The following is a 19,387-nucleotide window of genomic DNA, read 5'->3' on the forward strand; positions in this document are numbered from 1 at the left end:
TGTTATTTTTTATACTATTTTTGTTATTTTTTATACTATTTTTGTTATTTTTTATACTATTTTTGTTATTTTTTATACTATTTTTGTTATTTTTTATACTATTTTTGTTATTTTTTATACTATTTTTGTTATTTTTTATACTATTTTTTGTAATTCTGTTTCTAAACAGGACTATCTTTTAATTTAATGTACTCATTAATTGATTCTCTTGTTGTTCCAACTACAATTCTGTAATATGTTGGCTTTCCACTTGTTTCTACTTTTTCTACTTTTCCTTTAGCTATTATAACTTCATTTTCAATAGCTTGCCCTGAATAAGTGTGAGTAAATGATGCAACTTCACATATATCATAATTTTTTCCTTCTAGTAGTTTCACATCTTCGATAGAGTAAGTTGCAGGATTATCATATGCTCCAATTGAATTTTTTACTTTTGCTTCTATTTTAGCTATTCCAAGTGGAGTATATTTTGTATCTCCCCATTTTCCTGTGATTTCAGACCAATTTTTTGTTGCAAGAATGTCGAATAAGGTGTTATCAATGACTCCACGATTGTTTTTCCTATTTTCATACCATGAAAACTCTTCTTTTGTTAAACTTGAGTCTTTTATTCTTTTATTATATAATTTATCCCAATAACTATTATCAATACTATTTAAAGTGATATTTTTGTCTATTTCTTCAATGTAGACTTCTGTGTCTTTAAATTGTTTAAATGTTTTAATAGCTATTCTATGATTTTCAAGACCATAAACCACAAAATCCAAATCAGAAATATCTCTTTTTTGAAGATTTGGAAGTATAGATCCAGATATTCCTAAATCATTATAATCTATTCCTGCTTTATAATGGAAGAATTTAGCTAAATCAATTAATTTTCCTTTTAATTCATCTGTTTCTCCTCTTTCTTCTTCAAGTATCTTTTTTAATCTGTTTTCAGGTTTAATAATATCTTGAATTTTTGTGTGAGGTACTCCCATCATTTCAACATTTGTAATATTGCAGAAATATAAGTATTCTGGATGTTTTTCTCTTAAATATTTGTAAGCTTGGCTTGAATCAACTTTTGAATATTTTTTGCCATTTTTCTCCCTGTCGCCATTTTCATTAGGAATATATCTTAAAAATGCAATGAATCTATTCTCTGGATGAATGTAATTAGTTGTTGCAAAGTATAAATCATCTTTTGTGTATATAAAATCCCTTGTCCGAACTTTCATAAAAGGTCTCCTTATTGTTAATAGTTATATCTTAGCTATTTAATAATTTGTTGTAAGTTTTGTTTCAAATGTATTTTTTGAGAATAATTTTTATATTGTGAGTAATAGAATTTATATCTACAAACTTCTAATATCTTAATTAGTTTAAAATATTGTAATTAGTTTAATATTATTAATTAGTGCAAAATGTCTATCTTTAGGAGAATATTATGGAAATAAAATATAAACATTTAGATAATAATTTTGAATATGATGGCAGTCAAATTGATCCTTCATGGGCATTTAGAAAATTACAACTTAAAGGTTCCTCTGTTATATCATGGATAGGGTCAATGAATATAAAATCAGATAATTTAAAGGATTTTGAAGATGTTGGACTTGAAATAAAATCTGAATCAATGATTCATTTTATAATTGAACATTTTGATACTCAGCCAGCAAATTTAAGACTAATTTATCATCGTCAAAGGATTTTAGTAATGATTTTAAAAGAATTATTATCAGATTATGGAATAATTTCAAAACGAGAAGGAGACGATATTTACATAGATTCAAAGAAACTTACAGTTTCGATTGCAACAACATCTATTAGTTCTATGAAAATACACTTTGGGATAAATATATATAGTAAAGGAACTCCTGATGATGTTGAAACAATAGGATTATTTGAGATTTGTAATGGCGAAAATAGCGAAATATTTACGGAAAATAATATTTTAGATTTCATTGCTAATGTTGTAAATAGCTATATTAATGAATTAAATTCTATTGAATTAGATATAAGCAAAACTAATGTTTTTTAGATAGCTATAGCTATTCATAACTAATCATTACATATTTAATTTTTGTATTACTATTAATCCTGTTTTTTAAACTTAAATTCGCAGGAAAATATATTAATCATTAAAATCATAACATTTTTATAATATACACAGGTAGACTTGATGCAGTTCTTAAAAAAAATGAGATATTATAGTCATCATTGAAGTTAAATATAGTTTAACAGGATTTTAGATTAATTGGTAGATAAAGCAATCTCATAAATTAAGGATAAAAATATTTTATTCATATATATCAGATTACAATATTATTTAATTGGTTTTGCATTTAGAGACTATGAAATTGAATCTCTCAGATAGGATAGTTAAATATTTAATGAATTTAATTTTAGAAACAATTTTCAATAAGCATGAAAATTAAGTTAAATCAAAAGTTTTAAAAGTCTTGTCAGTGTTATAATTGTTAAATATTATTTATTATTTTAAATATTATTTATCATTTTCATTATTTATTATTTTCAATATTATTTATCATTGTTAAATTATTACTATTTATTGATTAAAAGGATTTGAACATATGAAAATAGTTTTAAATGGAATTCATGCTAATTTAAGGTTTGCATCTGCTCATATAATACCTAATCATCCCTCTTGTGGATATATTCATGGTCATTCTTACTTTGTGGATGTTGAGATTATTGGTAATCAATCTGGGAAATTTAATTTTGTAGTTGATTTTAAGGATGTCAAGGGATCTGCTCGTAAAATATGTGATAAATTAGACCATAGGGTATTAATCCCTATTTTTAACCACTATATTGAGTTTAAAGATGTTGATAATGATAACTTGTCTCTAAATTCATTTAAAAATAAAAAGTATATTGAATTTAAGATTAAAGGTAAAGAATATAAGTTACCTAAAGTTGATTGTGTTTTGCTTCCTTTAAAACATAGTTCTGCAGAAGAATTATCTAAATTATTTACTGATAAAATTGCTAATGATTTAATTAGTAAAGATTATGATATTTATTCGGTTTCTGTTGGTGTTAATGAAGGTATTGGTCAAGGTGCTTTCTTTAAAAAAGTTATTGAGGATTAAATTAATATTTAGACGTTGATTTCGCAAAATAGAAAATTTTGCAAAATCTCCCATAAGTACATAAATCAGTTTTCATGGCTTCAAAAAGGATTTTGAAAAAATTTTTTATTTTTTCGAAATCAGTGTTAAATTTATACACTGATTTCGCAAAATAGAAAATTTTGTAAAATCTCCCATAAGTACCTAAATCAGTTTTTATGGGTTCCAAAAGGATTTTGAAAAAATTTTTTATTTTTTCGAAATCAGTGTTAAATTTATACACTGATTTCGCAAAATAGAAAATTTTGTAAAATCTCTCATAAGTACTTAAATCAGTTTTTATGGGTTCCAAAAGGATTTTGAAAAAATTTTTTATTTTTTCGAAATCAGTGTCTTAAATTAATATTTTGTTTAACTATTTGGTGGTGGTTATATGAATGCTCCTATTGTTGAGGTTTTTTCAAGTATTCAAGGTGAAGGTCTTCTTATTGGGAGAAGACAGATTTTTGTCCGTTTTGCAGGCTGTAATTTAAATTGTAACTATTGTGATAGTCCAGAAAGTCGTGATTTAAGTAATGGCAATATATTATCAGTTGATGAGGTTGTAGATAAGGTTAAAGAGCTTATCACTCCAGATGTTCATTCTATTTCGTTTACTGGTGGAGAACCTCTTTTATATGTTTATTTTATTAACGAATTTCTAGAAAAATTAGATATGAAATCCTTAATTGAAACTAATGGTACTTTTCCAAATGAATTAAATAGTTTAAAAAATATAGACTATGTTTCGATTGATATTAAACTAAAAGAACATTTTACAAACAGTTGGACTGATGAAATTTTTGAAAATGAAATCAAATCATTAAAAATATTAATGGAAAGAAACATAAATATATATTGTAAGTTGGTGGTATTACCTTCAACAGACCTAAGTCATTTTGAAAATGTAGTTAAAGATGTTGGAGATAAATTACAGACAAAGGAAATTCCACTTATTATTCAACCTTCGAGTCCTATTGGTACTTGGAAAAATCATAAAGATAAATTATTCAAATTTTTGGAAATAGCTGGTAAATATTTGGATGTTTTGTTGATTCCACAAGTTCATAAATATCTTGATGTAGAATAATCCTATTATTAGCTTGTATTGTTGTAATGGCTATTTTAAATAGCTTTTTAATAGGTTTTAAATAGCTTTTCAAATAGCTATTAGAGATGTAAATTATTACAAATATTTTTTTGAAAAATTATATTGTTTTGATTAGGCTAAAGATTTGATATAGATACTTTACATTATTAATTAAAATATAATATGTATAATGTACTATAATATTTACATTGTATTACAAATTAAAAATATGGAACTAGGTGTGTATATGAAAGATAAAAGTGCTATTAATTTGAGAAAGTCCATGAGTCGTGGCTCTGCTGAGCATGAAACAAAAGTATCTGAACATGAGGGGGATGTTATGGCATTAGCTAAGAAAGAAGTTATAACTATACCTCCAAGCACAAGTATTAAAGAAGCGGCTGAGGTAATGTTAAAGCACAAATTTAGAAGACTTCCTGTAACTGACTCTGGTTCTGGTAAAATACTTGGAATTCTTACTTCAATGGATATTTTAAACTTTTTAGGTGGGGGTGATAAGTTTAGTCTTATAGAAGGGAAATATCATGATAATTTCTTAGGAGCTATTAATGAACATGTAAAAGAGATAATGACTCGTGATGTAAAATCAGCATCACATAAAGACTCAATTAACTCTGTAATTAAAACAATGTTAGAATTTAATGTAGGGGCAGTTCCTGTATTGGATGATGATCAAAAAATTGTTGGAATAATAACAGAAAGGGATTTTGTATCTGCAATGGCAGGAGTTTTAACTGACGAATTAGTTAAAGATTTCATGAGTGAAAACGTAATCATAACAACTCCAGGAACTCCAATTGAAAGTGCGTCTAAGATAATGGTTAGAAACAAGCTTAGAAGAATCCCAATTTATGCTAAAGAGTCTGAATTTAGTACTACTGGAGAAGAAAAATTAGTTGGAATATTAACTTCTACAGATATCATTGAATTCTTTGGTGATAACAAATATCTTGAACATATGTCTTCAAATAGTGCATTAGATGTTTTAAATGATAAAGTTACTGAAATAATGGAAAAAGAAGTCTTTACTATAGAACCACTAACAAGATTAGGAGATTTATGTGAGATATTAAAAGAAAACAGGATTGGAGGAGTTCCAGTTGTTAAAAATAATGAGCTTATAGGTATAATAACAGAACGAGATATTTTAAAAGCTATTTATATCTAATTAAATATTATCAACAATGTAACTATAATTAATAATCTATAATTAATAACCTATAGTTATGTTCTATATTTTATTTACTTGAATACTTTATAATTTTTAATTAAAGTTGAAATAATACTTAGGTGAGAGATATGCAAGTTAGAAATATAATGTCTGAGGATTTAATAGTTATAGATAAAGATCAAAATGTTTGTGATGGATTAAGATTAATGAAAAAGAATAAAATATCTCGTTTGCCTGTTATTAACACTAATAAAAGTAATAAAAAGGAATTAGTGGGAATAGTTACAGAAAAAGATATAGCTATTAAATTAGGATCTTCTAAATATGGAAATTTAGCATCATCTCATTTTCACATGTCTACTGTGATGGTTAAAGATATTTTAACTGCTGAAGAGGACATGTCTGTTGTTGAAGCTGCAAACATATTAATTGAAAATAATATTGGTGGAATGCCAATTATTGATTCTGGAGACATAGTTGGGATTGTTACTAAATCAGACTTTATTGATACTTGTCGTGGAAAACCATATGACAAAATATTAGTTGAAGAGGTCATGAGTACAGATTTAATAGCTATTTCAGCACAAGATCGATTAGTTCATGCAAGGAGAATAATTCTGGATTCTCAAATAGGTAGATTACTTGTAACTGAAAAAAATGAACTTGCAGGTATTCTAACCTCTAAAGACATTACAAAAGCGTTGATATCTTTTAGAAAACATGTTCCAGATAATCATAAACAAGCACAAATAAAAAATATTATAGTAGAAGAAGTCATGACATCAAATGTTCAAGAATTACCTACTACAGCAACAATAACTGAATCAGCTGATGCAATGTTAGAGTCAGGATTCAATGGTTTCCCAGTTGCTAATGATAATGGTCAAATAGTAGGTATCATTACAAAATCCGATCTACTTTCTTTAATAATAGAACTAGAAATGTCTTAATTGTTGTATTATTTTTTTAATTGTAATTATTTTTTAATTGTTGTATTATTTTTGTTAATTATATTTTTTATTATTTAATTTATTTTTATTAAATTTATTTTACTATTTAACTTATTTTATTACTTAATTTTGATTTTTTAATATTTTTTTTAATTTTAATCATTAGATAGTTATAGCTATTTAATTAAGATTAAATGCTATTATAAATTCCATAAAGGCTGTAAGAGCCAGTTTTCCAATTAGCTACATAGCCTAGCCTATTACCACTGTATATTCCATCTACTACATACCATTTGTTGTTAATAAGAACTTGTCCCCATACATGGGATACAGTAACTTTAGCTAATGTTCCTTTTGTAAATTCGCATCTTCCATTAACATATCTTGCAGGAATTCCAATGGCTCTCATTAAGGATACTATTGCATGAGTGTTGTCAACACAGTTTCCTTTAAGGTATAGGATTGTTTTTTTACCTCCATATTTGGTATTACTGTATCTTGAATATTTAATATTTGTTTTAACCCAATTAAAAATAGCTTCAGCTTTTTCTAGAGTTGTTTTAGATTTTTTAGTAAGTTTTTTAGCTAAATTTTTTACATAGCTATCTTTTGCAGGTGCATTTGTAGTGGAAACAAGATATTTTTCCCTGGAATCTCCTTTATACTCGCTAAACAAGTTAATGGAGTAACCATTGTTATTAACAGGACTACTCTTTGAAACATTAACAGTGATTTTTGAAGGCAACTTTCCAGTAGATGTAGTTTTACTTAAAATTTTAGAAAGTCCAAATATTGTAGTTTGGTAACTCATTTTTCCAAGTGTAGTTTTAACATAATTAGGAGCTCTGTTGTTTGTGTTAATAAATGTAGTAATAGCTTTTGAATAATTGTACATAGATTTAGAAGTTATTGTTTCATTAATATTGGAACCAGTAGGGTTACTTGGATTTGCAATATTTTTTTTAATAACAATAGCACTGTTAATTCCATTATACTTGTTTTCAATGGTTTTAGACATCATATACATAAATTCAGCAGTAGAATATTTTTCCCCAGAAACTATAACACTATCAGGTAACTTTTGATTATTGTTTATATGTTTATAAACTGTTTTAGATGCGTTTACAACATCTTTTTGAGAAATAATCTTCGTATCAATATCATTAGAACTGCTATTATCAGAATCAGCAGCGTTAATTGAATCAATCAAAACACTACAGGAAAATATTATTAAAACTACTAAAATAATTGAAATAATTCCTCTTTTCATAATTATCTCCATTATTGCCCACATATCTCTATATTCTTAGCTAAGAATTATTTAAATAATCCTATTTATATTGTTTTTAATTATATATTTTTTTATATGGATTTAGACAGCTCAACAATTATCTTTTCAGTTGACTTTTTAGTGCTATTCTTTCACTGTTTTTCAGTTCTTAGAGTGAAATTCATCACAGTATTCATTTTCATGATTCTAACTATTTTGTAATCAATTAATACTCTAATATTTCTTATTTTGCTATAATATATTAAGATAAATAGATTTAATATACTAATACTAATATAAAAATTGTAAAATTCATAAAATATTTATATATAAATACTAATTCATAAATACTAACTCAATATTATGTTAAGCTACAGTACAACCAAGAATTAAAATGGAAGAAAGAGGATTAATAATTCTTTAAGACTTAATTAAGATAATAAAATCCTCACTTTAAATTATGATAAAATAGGAATAGCTAATATAGGAATAGTTAATGTAGGAATAGCTAATATAATCATGAAATGAATTCTTAATTACTCCATTCTTTAAATTTAGTTAATTGAAAATTATTTTCAATTAGGTCTCTTTGATTTTCTTTATTTTTAATTTAAAAAACTTAATATTTAATATGAACCTTTTTTGTATGAAACAGTTGTACTATGAAGGTTTAGCTATTAAAGGAGGTTAATATATTTGTATTAACAACTTTATTATTTTTTCTATTTTTCAATAAATTTAATTATTATTAATTTAATATATTTATTAAATATAAATTATCATATGTATTGATATATTAAAATCATTTCTTATCTTTGAAATGTTTATTTCATGAAACAGCTTTTGCTCAAACCTAATTTATTAAGTTAGAAAAATCTTTGATTCTTTTAAACTTTTGTTTTACCATGAAACTTAGAGAAATCTTCGATTTGTCCTTTTAAACTTTGTTTCTTATTTGTAATATTGCACATATGATTAAATTAACTATTATTTTATAACAGGGGGATTGTGTATTAAACCTAAAATAGCTTTTCTAGGTCCTAAAGGAACATTTACTCATGAAGTAGCCTCTACTTTAGGAGACGATTTAAGGGCATTTTGTTCAGTTGATGTTGTAATGGATTCAATTAATAATGGGTGTGACTTTGGTGTGGTTCCAATTGAAAATTCTACTGAAGGACAAGTTGGAACAACTTTAGATGCTTTAGTTCAAAAAAACAATGTTAAAATTTATGGAGAAAGAGTTATTCCTATAAATCAAAATCTTCTATCTAGTAAGGGAACTAAAAAGGAAAACATTGTGGATGTTTATTCTCATGCTCAAGCACTTGCTCAATGTCAAGCTTATGTAACTAAGAATAATATGAATCCTCATTTCACTTTAAGTACAGCTGCAGCAGCTAAATCAGTTAAAAAAATTAATAATTCTGGAGCTATTGGAACACTTAAAGCTGCTGAGTTATATGATTTAGAAATTGTAGATACAAATATTCAGGATTTAAAAAATAATGAAACACGCTTTGTTATTTTATCTCGAGAGGATCATCCAATAACTGGTAATGATAAGACTTCAATATTATTTTCTCTTTCAGATGATAAACCAGGGGACTTGAATGGAGTATTATCAATTTTTGCAGCTAATGAAATCAATTTAACAAAGATAGAATCCAGACCTTCAAAAAAAGGACTAGGAAAATATATTTTCTTTGTTGATTTTGAAGGGCATCGAAGTGATGAAATGATTAAGTATATTTTAAATATTATCAAAACCAAAACATCATTTATAAAAATATTAGGCTCATATCCTAATACTATGATATAATTGTGTTATTAATTTATGTCTTTTTGTTTTATTGTAAATATAAATTTAAAACATATTATTAACATATTATTAAATTAATACACTTATTGAATATTATAATATTCATATTATGATGATTCATAATTATAGGAGATAGATATTATTAATCAAGATAAGCAGAAGCTTTTAAAGATTATTGAGGAGTTAAATAAAGACTATCAAAGTGGGAAACTCTCTCAAGAAAAATATAATGATTTATCAAAGCGTTATAAAGATAAATTAGATACATTAGATGCTGCAGACAGAATAAGAGGTATGCAGGGAAAATCTATCGAAAATAAACCTTTAAATACCTATGTAGATAGCTATAAAAGGAAACGAAGCAAAGAAGAAGATAAAACCCTTGTAGACAGATATATTGTTAATGACAGTTCTAAAAAATTTAGTGGGAACAAATATTCTTATGGATTAATAGCTATTTTATTTTTAGTTATAGCTTTTGCTGCAGGAATTAGTTTTGGATTCTTTGGTAACAATTTCCAAGGAACTGGAGATAATTCAGTTATTCAAGTTAGTGATTCTGCATTTCCACCTTTAAATGCAACTATTAATGAAACTGCACTTAATAAATCTAACAAATCAATTAGTTCAGCAAATAGCTCATCTGATAGTTCCTCAAGTTCTAAATCTTCAAATAAAGTGTCATCTAATAGTTCTAAATCTTTAAATAGTGATTCATCTAGTAAGGGTTCTTCAAGTTCAAGTGGTTCATCTAGTAAGGGTTCTTCAAGCTCAAGTGATACATCTAGTAAATCCAGCTCTAAGTCTAATTCCAATAGTGGATCTTCTTCAGGTTCTAAGAAAACAAGTTCAGGTTAAAGATTCATTAAATAACACAGGATTAGGACTGAAATTAAATCAAATACAATCTATTAATTACAAAATATTTTTCTAAAGTTATATAAGGTGAATTGAAATGAAAAAAACAATTTTAGGAATTATAATTGTTATGGGTGTTATTTTAGTATCTGGATGTATTTCTAATGATTCTAATAATACAGATGAACCTAAAACATTTTCTGCTAATGGTGTTTTCTTTAAATATCCTGGTCAATGGGATATTGCAAAATCTACTGTTGACGGGACAATAGCAGCTGTTGCAGATCCTGCATCTAAAAACAATTTAACTGGATTTGCTGGAACCACTGTTGTTGTAGAGAAACAAAACCTAACAATGTCATTTAATCAATTTTACAATGAAACATATAGTAAGTTATTTTCAAACCCTGATTATGAGCTCATATCTGAGGGGAATTTAACTATTGGTGACTACAATGCTTCTGAATGTGTTTACAGTATCAACTCAGCTGAAGCTAAACAATGTAAAGCTGTTTGGATTCAAAAAGACCAAGAAGTATATGTTATATTATTTACTACCTCTAAAGGTAAATATGAAAGTCAGGAAAAGTATTTAAATTACATACTTAGTACTTTCAAACTTAATTAATAATATTGATTTCGGAAAATCGAAGATTTTCCAAAATCTCTTTGAATATTTATTTTTTTATTACTTATTTTATTATTTTTAATATTCTTTCTAAAATATTTTTAATAATGTTGATTTCGGAAAATCGAAGATTTTCCAAAATCTCTTTGAATATTTATTTTTTTATTACTTGTTTTATTATTTTTAATATTCTTTCTAAAATATTTTTAATAATGTTGATTTCGGAAAATCGAAGATTTTCCAAAATCTCTTTGAATATTTATTTTTTTATTACTTATTTTATTATTTTTAATATTCTTTCTAAAATTTATTTTTAATAGCTATTTTTAAAGCAATTATTTAACAATGAAGAAATACTAACTTAATTATTATTAATTAATCATATTAAAATGGGGATCTAATGGAAATAATATTGTGTGTTACAGGTAGTATAGCAGCTATTGAGTCAATAAAACTAGCAAGAGCTTTGAAACGTGTTGGAATCAATGTTAAATGTTTTATGAGCGATGAAGCTTGTAAAATTATACATCCAAATGCTATGGAATTTGCAACAGGTTCTGATGTTGTTTTGGATCTCACTGGTAAAATAGAGCATGTTAAATATGCTCAAGCTGATCTTATTTTAGTTGCTCCAGCAACAGCAAATACTATAAGTAAATTTACATATAAAATAGCTGATAATTCTATAAGCTCTCTTCTTATCACAGCTCAAGGGCATGATACTCCTATATTATTTGTTCCATCAATGCATGATTCAATGTATTCAGCTATTAGTGAAAATATTGATAAAACTAAACAAGAGAATAATGTATATTTTGTTGATCCTAAGATGAGTGAAGGAAAGGCTAAATTTCCAGATATTAATGATATAGTTTTAGAATCCATTAGAATAGCTAATATTCATAATGATCAAGCTGATTTTTTAGGTAAAAATGTTTTAATCACCCTTGGAGGAACATTTGAAGCTATTGATCCAATTCGTGGAATTAATAATAGGTCTTCTGGTAAAATGGGATTGGAACTTGCAAAAGAATCTTATTGTCGTGGAGCTAATTTAAAGCTTATTGTAGGAACTGTTAGTGTTGATATTCCAAGTCAAATAGCTAAAACTAATGTTTTATCTAGTAAGCAGATGAATGATGTAACTAAAGATATTGTAAATGATTATGATATATTCATTGCTACTGCTGCAGTGTCTGACTTTGAGCCAATTAGCAAAATTGAATCTAAAATATCTTCTTCATTAGATCTTTCATTAGATTTCAAACCAACAGAGAAAATAATTAGAACAATAAAAGATATTAATCCTAATATCTTTCTTGTTGGATTTAAGGCAGAATATAATATTTCTGAGAAAGAAATAATTGATGAAGGAATTAAACAAATTGAAAGTGCTGGAACTGATTTAGTAATAGCTAATGATGTTGGAATAGATGGATGTGAGTTTGGTTCAGATAATAATGAAATAATTTTAATAGACAAAGAAAATACTGAAAAAATATCAATTAGATCTAAAAAAGAGATTTCAAAAATAGTTTTTGATAGGTTAAGAGATAAAACTTAATATATTATTTTCATAATCTATCTAATTTCTATAATGAGTATCCTATAATATCAATTGCATTTTTGGAGATAATTTATAATTTTTATTACCAAAATAACTATTATTGAGTAATACTTTTTTCAAGATTTTATTAAAATTTTGAAAATTTAGTTTTTTTAGAAATATTTTTAAAATTAGTATTGAGAATTATTTTAAAATTAGTAAAAATAAGAATAATGCTTTTTCTTCAAAGAATAAGTTCAATCCTCTAGGAATTACCAATGTGGAGTGTAATATGAGTGTGAAATACCCTAGAGGACATGACATGAACTTTTTCATACATTGCATTAGCAAACATATATATTGCTTTCATACCATATAAAGGTTTCATGAGTAATACTTTTTTGGGTATTTTATAGTATTTTTTAATCTTCAGCTATGGTTTTTAATATAAGTATAACCCTTTAGTTAAGCTAAAATTTTTCATTATATTTTATCTCACTAACCTTTTTGCTAATGTAATTTTTAAAATTTCCATAATCAAATTTATGAAAAAAATTTAGATGTACTATCTATTCTTTAACTTAATATTTACTATAATCTTTATCTAATTATGGCTAAGATTTTAATATTATATTAACTAATGAATTTTTTCTCAGTAGCTATCATGTTTAAATTAATATATTTAATCATGATGAATATCATAAAAAATAGCTATTATAATATGTAGTGTATAAAGTATAATTATTGAGAAACATTAGGTTAAGTTTTTATCTTAAATTATATGTCATCTTAGTAATTATTTTTAATCTAAATTCATCTTACTAACTATTTTTTGATTTAAAATTAATGTCTTTTTAACTCTTTTTAAAAACTTAAATTAATATTTGTTCTTTAAATAACTATATTAATTTTTAAAATTAATAATATATTTTTAAAATAAATTTTGTAAGTTAATAGTAAAATTAAATTTATTTTCAATAGCTATTTAAATAATATGATATTTTTAAACCTTTATTTGTTTTAATAGCTATTTTTAAGACTTTTTAAAATTTTTTTATTTTTACCTATTTTTTTGATTTGATTTCATTTTTAGCTATTAAAATGATTTCTCAACAAGGAAACAAATATGATCTTTTTCATAAGGTTCAAGCTTGACTTTTTCAATGATCTGAAACCCATGTTCTTTTAACTTTTTTTCCTCTTGCTTAAAAATCTTCTGTGGCTTCTGATTAACATCAATACTTCTTGATTTTATCATTATAATACTTTGACCGTCTTTTTTCAGGAAAAAATCAATATTATTCATAAATAGCTCACTTTGATTTGGTTGAGCAACATCACAGTAAATGAAATCTACTTTTTCAACTAAATTAAGGTATTGTTTTGGTTTTGTTGCATCTGACAAAATTGGGGCAATATTTGTTCTGTTTTCACTTAATCTAGTTAACTTTCTCATACTTACAGGTGAAAATTCAACTGCATAAACAAGTCCTTTTTTAACAATATCTGATATATGGGAGACTGTTGTTCCTGTTGATGCTCCAAGGTAAAGTATTTTATAATTATCCTCAATTTTAGCTTTACTTAATCCATTAAGAAGTGCAGCAGCAAGTTTTGAACGATGAGGGTTCCAAATTCTATACTCAATTTTTTCTTCATTTCCGCCTTCAACAATTTCTTTTTCAGTTATTAACTTCTCACCGTAAACTTTAACAGTAGGAACAAGATTTTTAGTAGCTATTTGCTCTTCTTTAATATAAACATCCATTTTCATTTCTCCAATGTTTATCTATTAACATCTATTAACAATGTTTTTATTTAACAATGATTTATTAATTAACTTATCTCTGTTGTCCTAATAATGAATCTTCTTATATTTGTTCTTCTTATTTTTTCTATTTTTTTTATCTTTTTTGTTTCTTGTTTTATCTTTTTTATAGCTATTATCGAAGTTTCCTCTTTCTTCTTGTCTTCTTTTGCTTGTTTTTGTGTTAATTGGATTTTCTCTGTTAATTTTTTCAACTTTTTCTATAAAACTATCATATAAATTAGGATCTATATCTCCACTGAATACATCTTTTCGGACTGCTAATGATATTTTAAGTGCTAATGTTCTAGCTATTTTCCCACGAACCCACCATTTTGCTCCTCGAACTTCAGGGTGTTGGAATATTAGTCCATGTTTAGGTGGGTTTTCTCCAGTTTTTAGATGTCTAAATAATGCTTTTTCTGCACCCATTATTTGAACAGTTCCTGAAGGATAGGCTGCAAGCTTTTTAATGCTTCCAACATGAGCAATAAGTTTAGCACCAAGTGAAGAACCAACTAAATTCTTTAAATTTGGAGCAACTTTTCCCATTTTCATATCAATATAATTTTCAATATTTTTTCTTGATATTTGAAGACTTCTAATAGATTTTGCAAATTCTACAATCATCTCAAGGTCTTCTTCTTCAATTTCAGCACCATTACTAATAGCTATATCAATATTAAGTTCTTCAATCCTTTTTTCAATGATTTCGTCTCTATTTCCAAAATCAGAGATTAATCTAACATATACATCGTTATTATTAACTATTTCGAGTTCAGGAAAGTAAATTGCATACCATTCTCTGATTCTTTCAACTAATTTACTTATAGATTCATCAATTTCCTCTAAACTATTAATACTTTGAATAAGTAGTTTGTCTTCTTCTTTTGATGATTCTTTCATTTCTAAAATAGCTATTTTGTTACACTGTTTACCTATTTCTGAATTTATTTCTTCTTTATTTGCAAAACCAATAGCTATTAATTCATTATTTAAATTAGATCTAAGATATTCTCCACCTTTGTTTTTAATAGTTGTGTTAATTTTATCGTTATCTTCAAATCTTTTATAATCAGAAAGTCTTTTATTTGATTCAATATTAATACTATCGGTAGTATCATCATTAATACTATCAATAATATCGTTCTCAATATTATCGGTAGTATCATCATTAATACTATCAATAATATCGTTCTCAATATTATCAATAGTGTTATTATTAAATTTATCAATAATTTTATTAATAATATTAATTTCTTCATCTACAAATTCTTTATTTCTGATTTTAATCATTTTTAAAGGTATAGATTCCTTATTAAACAATTCATATTCAATGATATTCATGTCCTCATCATATCCAATGAATCCTCCAATACATGATGTGATATAATATTGCATATTTTCTCATTGTTTTACATAATGTATAAATCTTACATAATTCATAAACATAATTAATTAAAATTTACTTTAATAGCTATTGAACATAATTTAATGGTTATTAAATTTAGAGGTTGATTTATGCTAAAAACAAAATTATGTGGACATCGACTGAATAATCCTTTACTTCTTGCTGCAGGGGTTATGGGAAGTAATGCATCTTCTATGAACTGGATACTCGAATCTGGAGCAGCAGGTGTAGTTACAAAGTCCTTTTCAAAAGAGGCAAATAAAGGTTACAATAATCCAACAACTGTAGAGGTTACTGGAGGAATAATAAACGCTATAGGTTTGTCTTCTCCAGGAGTTGAATCATTTAAAGAAGAATTGAAAAAAATAAATAAAGATGTAAATGGAAATACTAAAAATAATGGTAAAATAGCTATTGCTTCTATTTATGGATCAAATCCCGAAGAATTTTCCTTTGTATCATCTGAAATTGAAGATTTAGTTGATATGATCGAATTAAACATTTCTTGCCCTCATGCAATGAAAGGCTGTGGTGCAGCTATTGGTCAAGACCCTAATTTAACTTATAAAATAGTGAGCAAAGTTAAAAATAGTGTAAAAATTCCAATAATAGCTAAATTAACTCCAAATGTTACAGATATTGGGGAAATAGCTATTTCTGCAGAAAATGGTGGAGCTGACGCTTTAACATTAATTAATTCACTTGGTCCTGGAATGAAAATAGACATTACAACAGGTCGCCCAATACTTCATAATAAGTTTGGTGGAATGTCTGGTCCAGCTATTAAACCAATTGCACTTAAACATGTTTATAACGTTTATGAAAGTGTTAATATCCCAATAATTGGTGTAGGCGGAATAAGAAATTATGCTGATGTAATAGAATTTTTATATGCTGGTTCAAGTGCTGTTCAGATTGGAACCTCAATTCTTTATGATGGACCTTCTATATTTAACAAAATTAACAATGATTTGGGAGATTTTATAAAATCAAGTGACTTTTCATCAATTAAAGAAATGATAGGAATTGCACATAGAAATTGACACATATTGGTTAATACATAGTGATTAGTACATAATTGATATATAGTGTTTAATTATTATCATAGTTGTTTTTAGGAGGTTTAATTGTGGCTAAATCAATCAATGAATATGAAATATCAGAAATTAAGGATATTATAATTGAAACAGATACTATCAAAACATTTATTTTTGATTGGGATATGGAAGAGGGTAGAATCCCTAAACCTGGTCAATTCATGATGGTTTGGAGTTTTAATGGGAAACAAGATGAAAAACCAATGTCTATTTCAAAAATAGGTATTAATAATAATGAAATTGGAATAACTATTAAAAATGTTGGTGAATTTACAAACCATATCCATAACTTAGAGATTGGAGATAAATTAGGACTTAGGGGACCCTATGGGAATAATTTCTCTATTAATGGTAATAAAATTCTAGCTATTGGTGGTGGAGTAGGTATGGCACCAATATCTACTTTTGTTGAGTATGCAAGAGAAAAAGGAAAAGAGATAGATGTAATTTCAGCTTCAATAACTAAGGATGAGCTATTGTTCACTAATCGCTTAGATAATTGTGGAGCTAATATTTTCACTTGCACTGATGATGGAACATGTGGATTTGAAGGATATGCAACTCATCGAACTATCAATATTCTTGAAGATAGCTGTTATGATATGGCAGTTGTATGTGGTCCTGAGATAATGATGAAAGGAATATTTAATATACTTGAAGATGCTTCCATACTTGCAGAATATTCCATGGAGAGGTACATGAAATGTGCCATGGGTATATGTGGGCAATGCTGTTTAGATAATACTGGTTGGAGAGTTTGCATAGAAGGACCTATTTTCACATCAGACCAAATAAAACAAATTATTGAGTTTGGAAAGTATCATAGAGATGCTTCTGGTGTTAAACATTATTTATAATCAGTTATTTTCCTTTTTATTTTTAATTTTAAAAGTATATAGTTAATTATTAATTTCTATAATTTTATCATAACTTAATTATTAATTTTTAATTTAAAAGTATTACTATATATGTAATCAATATATTTTTATATATTTATATAAATATTTAAATAACTAATAATAATTTTTATTAAAATAATATTAATACTCATATCACTGATAATATTAATGTAATAGTGTTTTTGGTTTTAATAATCTTTTAATAGCTATTTTGATATTGTATTTATAATTGGTTGATATCATATGAAAGAAACAATAAAAAATAATTTAAACTCACCTTTAATTGTCATCGCTGTTCTCGTGATTATATCCTTTTTTATACTTACTCCAGTTGTTAACATGATTTTACTTGGAGCAATAATAGCTTTTGGTCTTAGACCTATTTCTAACAAAATTCAAGGAAAAATTAAATATTCCTCAATTTCAATTATTTTAGCTATTATATTGGTTGTAATCCCATTAATTTTGATATTTGTCTACTGTTTATTTGTAATTGGAGATTTTGCTTTTTCATTTATAAGTACTAATCAAGGATTAGTTACAAACATGACATTTAACCAAACAGACATAATATCTCCTTATTTACCTGTTGAAATGCAAAATTATGCAAATGAAATAGTTTCTAACTTAAATTCTGTAATTAAAGAAGTTTTAAAAATAGTTTTTAATTATTTAATAGATATTCTTAAATCACTACCAGAAGTTTCTTTGCAGTTATTTATTCTAGTAGCATCAGTATTTTACTTTACAAGAGATGGACATAAGCTTAATGACTATTTGATTTCCTTTATTCCAGATGAAAGTCATGATTACTTCTTTAGGATGATTAAAGAGATTAAAATAGTTTTAAAAAGTATATTCTATGGTCATTTCTTAACAGGAATTATAATTGGAATAATTGCATTTATTGGTTATCAAATTTTAGGTTATGATTATGCATTATTTTTTGGAATTTTAACAGGGGTTTTCCAACTTATTCCAATTTTGGGACCATGGCCAATCTATTTAGCTCTTTGTATATCTGATTTGTTATCATATAATTATTTAAGAGCAGCTATTGTTTTATTCTTCGGTTTTGGGATTAGTTTAAGTGATATGTATATTAGACCACAACTCTCAACAAGATATGCAGATATTCATCCTTTAATATTATTAATAGGCTTTTTAGCAGGACCACTAGTTCTTGGAGTAACTGGGTTTATAATAGGACCACTTATTTTAGGAATAACTTATGCAGTAATTAAATCCTACAAAGAAGAAAAAGAAATAAAAACAGAAAATAGGGAATCAATTTAAATTAATTTTTATACACTGATTTCGCAAAATAGAAAATTTTGCAAAATCTCCCATAAGTACCTAAATCAGTTTTTATGGCTTCAAAAAGGATTTTGAAAAAATTTTTTATTTTTTTCGAAATCAGTGTTAATTTAGCATTTAACATTTTAAAGTAATTTTTATAAACTGTAACTATGCATAAAATTAATTAAATGTAAATAATTTTAAATACTATTAATTATATATAAAACAATATAAAGATCTTCATATTAACAGCTATGTTAAATAGGTGGTTTTATAGGAGATCTTCCATAATTCATTGATTAGTTAATTGATAATTATTGGCTTATATTGTGATGATAAAGCAATATTAAGTTAAAATAAGGATTATTATTTAGTTTATTGGGTTTTAAGTGATTTATCTTT

General features: G+C 25.7%; 16 protein-coding genes. 12 read left to right on the forward strand and 4 right to left on the reverse strand.

Annotated elements, in window-relative coordinates; all coding sequences use genetic code 11:
- Positions 1 to 161: 161 nt before the first annotated feature.
- Entirely contained in the window at positions 162 to 1,220 is a 1,059-nt protein-coding gene (locus MBFIL_RS06070) for a DNA polymerase subunit beta (protein WP_066972515.1), read from the reverse strand.
- A gap of 209 nt (positions 1,221 to 1,429) precedes the next feature.
- On the opposite strand from MBFIL_RS06070, the gene MBFIL_RS06075 reads away from it, so the two are divergent.
- The 5 genes from MBFIL_RS06075 (at position 1,430) to MBFIL_RS06100 (ending at position 6,348) form a co-directional block, all read left to right on the forward strand.
- The gene (locus tag MBFIL_RS06075; protein WP_084266324.1) at positions 1,430 to 2,023 is read left to right on the forward strand and encodes a DUF366 family protein; all 594 of its coding nucleotides are present in this window, start codon (positions 1,430 to 1,432) and stop codon (positions 2,021 to 2,023) included.
- Positions 2,024 to 2,576: 553 nt separating this feature from the next.
- Positions 2,577 to 3,098, forward strand: a complete 522-nt coding sequence (locus MBFIL_RS06080; protein ID WP_066972516.1) for a 6-carboxytetrahydropterin synthase — start codon at positions 2,577 to 2,579, stop codon at positions 3,096 to 3,098.
- A gap of 412 nt (positions 3,099 to 3,510) precedes the next feature.
- A complete protein-coding gene (locus MBFIL_RS06090) occupies positions 3,511 to 4,206 on the forward strand; it encodes a 7-carboxy-7-deazaguanine synthase QueE (RefSeq protein WP_066972522.1) in 696 nt (231 codons plus the stop codon).
- A gap of 247 nt (positions 4,207 to 4,453) precedes the next feature.
- Positions 4,454 to 5,395 (forward strand): CBS domain-containing protein, encoded by a 942-nt coding sequence (locus MBFIL_RS06095; protein WP_066972524.1) that lies wholly within the window; start codon positions 4,454 to 4,456, stop codon positions 5,393 to 5,395.
- A gap of 131 nt (positions 5,396 to 5,526) precedes the next feature.
- On the forward strand, positions 5,527 to 6,348 hold the full coding sequence (locus MBFIL_RS06100) for a CBS domain-containing protein (RefSeq protein ID WP_066972528.1): 822 nt from the start codon (positions 5,527 to 5,529) through the stop codon (positions 6,346 to 6,348).
- 190 nt (positions 6,349 to 6,538) lie between these two features.
- On the opposite strand, the gene MBFIL_RS06105 is transcribed toward MBFIL_RS06100, so the two are convergent.
- A complete protein-coding gene (locus MBFIL_RS06105) occupies positions 6,539 to 7,618 on the reverse strand; it encodes a transglutaminase domain-containing protein (protein ID WP_066972531.1) in 1,080 nt (359 codons plus the stop codon).
- A gap of 1,006 nt (positions 7,619 to 8,624) precedes the next feature.
- Between MBFIL_RS06105 and pheA the strand changes: the two genes are divergently transcribed.
- The 4 genes from pheA to coaBC all read left to right on the forward strand — a co-directional run bounded on the left by pheA (position 8,625) and on the right by coaBC (position 12,490).
- The gene (pheA, locus tag MBFIL_RS06110) at positions 8,625 to 9,440 is read left to right on the forward strand and encodes a prephenate dehydratase (protein ID WP_066972533.1); all 816 of its coding nucleotides are present in this window, start codon (positions 8,625 to 8,627) and stop codon (positions 9,438 to 9,440) included.
- A gap of 294 nt (positions 9,441 to 9,734) precedes the next feature.
- On the forward strand, positions 9,735 to 10,298 hold the full coding sequence (locus tag MBFIL_RS06115; protein ID WP_066972536.1) for a hypothetical protein: 564 nt from the start codon (positions 9,735 to 9,737) through the stop codon (positions 10,296 to 10,298).
- A gap of 97 nt (positions 10,299 to 10,395) precedes the next feature.
- Positions 10,396 to 10,926 (forward strand): PsbP-related protein, encoded by a 531-nt coding sequence (locus MBFIL_RS06120; RefSeq protein ID WP_066972540.1) that lies wholly within the window; start codon positions 10,396 to 10,398, stop codon positions 10,924 to 10,926.
- A 400-nt stretch (positions 10,927 to 11,326) separates the two neighbouring features.
- Positions 11,327 to 12,490 (forward strand): bifunctional phosphopantothenoylcysteine decarboxylase/phosphopantothenate--cysteine ligase CoaBC, encoded by a 1,164-nt coding sequence (gene coaBC / locus MBFIL_RS06125; protein ID WP_066972543.1) that lies wholly within the window; start codon positions 11,327 to 11,329, stop codon positions 12,488 to 12,490.
- 1,078 nt (positions 12,491 to 13,568) lie between these two features.
- On the opposite strand, the gene MBFIL_RS06130 is transcribed toward coaBC, so the two are convergent.
- Together MBFIL_RS06130 and MBFIL_RS06135 are read right to left on the reverse strand one after the other, a co-directional pair.
- Complete coding sequence (locus MBFIL_RS06130) at positions 13,569 to 14,240, reverse strand: fibrillarin-like rRNA/tRNA 2'-O-methyltransferase (protein ID WP_066972548.1); 672 nt, start codon at positions 14,238 to 14,240, stop codon at positions 13,569 to 13,571.
- 87 nt (positions 14,241 to 14,327) lie between these two features.
- Positions 14,328 to 15,680 (reverse strand): NOP5/NOP56 family protein, encoded by a 1,353-nt coding sequence (locus tag MBFIL_RS06135; RefSeq protein WP_066972550.1) that lies wholly within the window; start codon positions 15,678 to 15,680, stop codon positions 14,328 to 14,330.
- A 120-nt stretch (positions 15,681 to 15,800) separates the two neighbouring features.
- Between MBFIL_RS06135 and MBFIL_RS06140 the strand changes: the two genes are divergently transcribed.
- From MBFIL_RS06140 to MBFIL_RS06150, 3 genes are all read left to right on the forward strand, one after another.
- Positions 15,801 to 16,733, forward strand: coding sequence for a dihydroorotate dehydrogenase (locus MBFIL_RS06140; protein ID WP_066972552.1), 933 nt, complete (start codon positions 15,801 to 15,803; stop codon positions 16,731 to 16,733).
- Between the two features lie 86 nt (positions 16,734 to 16,819).
- The gene (locus tag MBFIL_RS06145; protein ID WP_394328414.1) at positions 16,820 to 17,644 is read left to right on the forward strand and encodes a dihydroorotate dehydrogenase electron transfer subunit; all 825 of its coding nucleotides are present in this window, start codon (positions 16,820 to 16,822) and stop codon (positions 17,642 to 17,644) included.
- Positions 17,645 to 17,929: 285 nt separating this feature from the next.
- On the forward strand, positions 17,930 to 18,982 hold the full coding sequence (locus MBFIL_RS06150) for an AI-2E family transporter (RefSeq protein WP_066972553.1): 1,053 nt from the start codon (positions 17,930 to 17,932) through the stop codon (positions 18,980 to 18,982).
- Positions 18,983 to 19,387: the final 405 nt, after the last annotated feature.

Origin of the sequence: Methanobrevibacter filiformis (genome assembly GCF_001639265.1) — an archaeon.
In the GTDB taxonomy this organism is placed as follows: Archaea; Methanobacteriota; Methanobacteria; order Methanobacteriales; family Methanobacteriaceae; genus Methanacia; species Methanacia filiformis.

Coding starts and splice junctions, on each gene's coding strand:
- MBFIL_RS06070 (WP_066972515.1), bottom strand. CDS start 1,220: ATGAAAGTTCGGACAAGGGATTTTATATACACAAAAGATGATTTATAC.
- MBFIL_RS06075 (WP_084266324.1), top strand. CDS start 1,430: ATGGAAATAAAATATAAACATTTAGATAATAATTTTGAATATGATGGC.
- MBFIL_RS06080 (WP_066972516.1), top strand. CDS start 2,577: ATGAAAATAGTTTTAAATGGAATTCATGCTAATTTAAGGTTTGCATCT.
- MBFIL_RS06090 (WP_066972522.1), top strand. CDS start 3,511: ATGAATGCTCCTATTGTTGAGGTTTTTTCAAGTATTCAAGGTGAAGGT.
- MBFIL_RS06095 (WP_066972524.1), top strand. CDS start 4,454: ATGAAAGATAAAAGTGCTATTAATTTGAGAAAGTCCATGAGTCGTGGC.
- MBFIL_RS06100 (WP_066972528.1), top strand. CDS start 5,527: ATGCAAGTTAGAAATATAATGTCTGAGGATTTAATAGTTATAGATAAA.
- MBFIL_RS06105 (WP_066972531.1), bottom strand. CDS start 7,618: ATGAAAAGAGGAATTATTTCAATTATTTTAGTAGTTTTAATAATATTT.
- MBFIL_RS06115 (WP_066972536.1), top strand. CDS start 9,735: ATGCAGGGAAAATCTATCGAAAATAAACCTTTAAATACCTATGTAGAT.
- MBFIL_RS06120 (WP_066972540.1), top strand. CDS start 10,396: ATGAAAAAAACAATTTTAGGAATTATAATTGTTATGGGTGTTATTTTA.
- coaBC (WP_066972543.1), top strand. CDS start 11,327: ATGGAAATAATATTGTGTGTTACAGGTAGTATAGCAGCTATTGAGTCA.
- MBFIL_RS06130 (WP_066972548.1), bottom strand. CDS start 14,240: ATGGATGTTTATATTAAAGAAGAGCAAATAGCTACTAAAAATCTTGTT.
- MBFIL_RS06135 (WP_066972550.1), bottom strand. CDS start 15,680: ATGCAATATTATATCACATCATGTATTGGAGGATTCATTGGATATGAT.
- MBFIL_RS06140 (WP_066972552.1), top strand. CDS start 15,801: ATGCTAAAAACAAAATTATGTGGACATCGACTGAATAATCCTTTACTT.
- MBFIL_RS06150 (WP_066972553.1), top strand. CDS start 17,930: ATGAAAGAAACAATAAAAAATAATTTAAACTCACCTTTAATTGTCATC.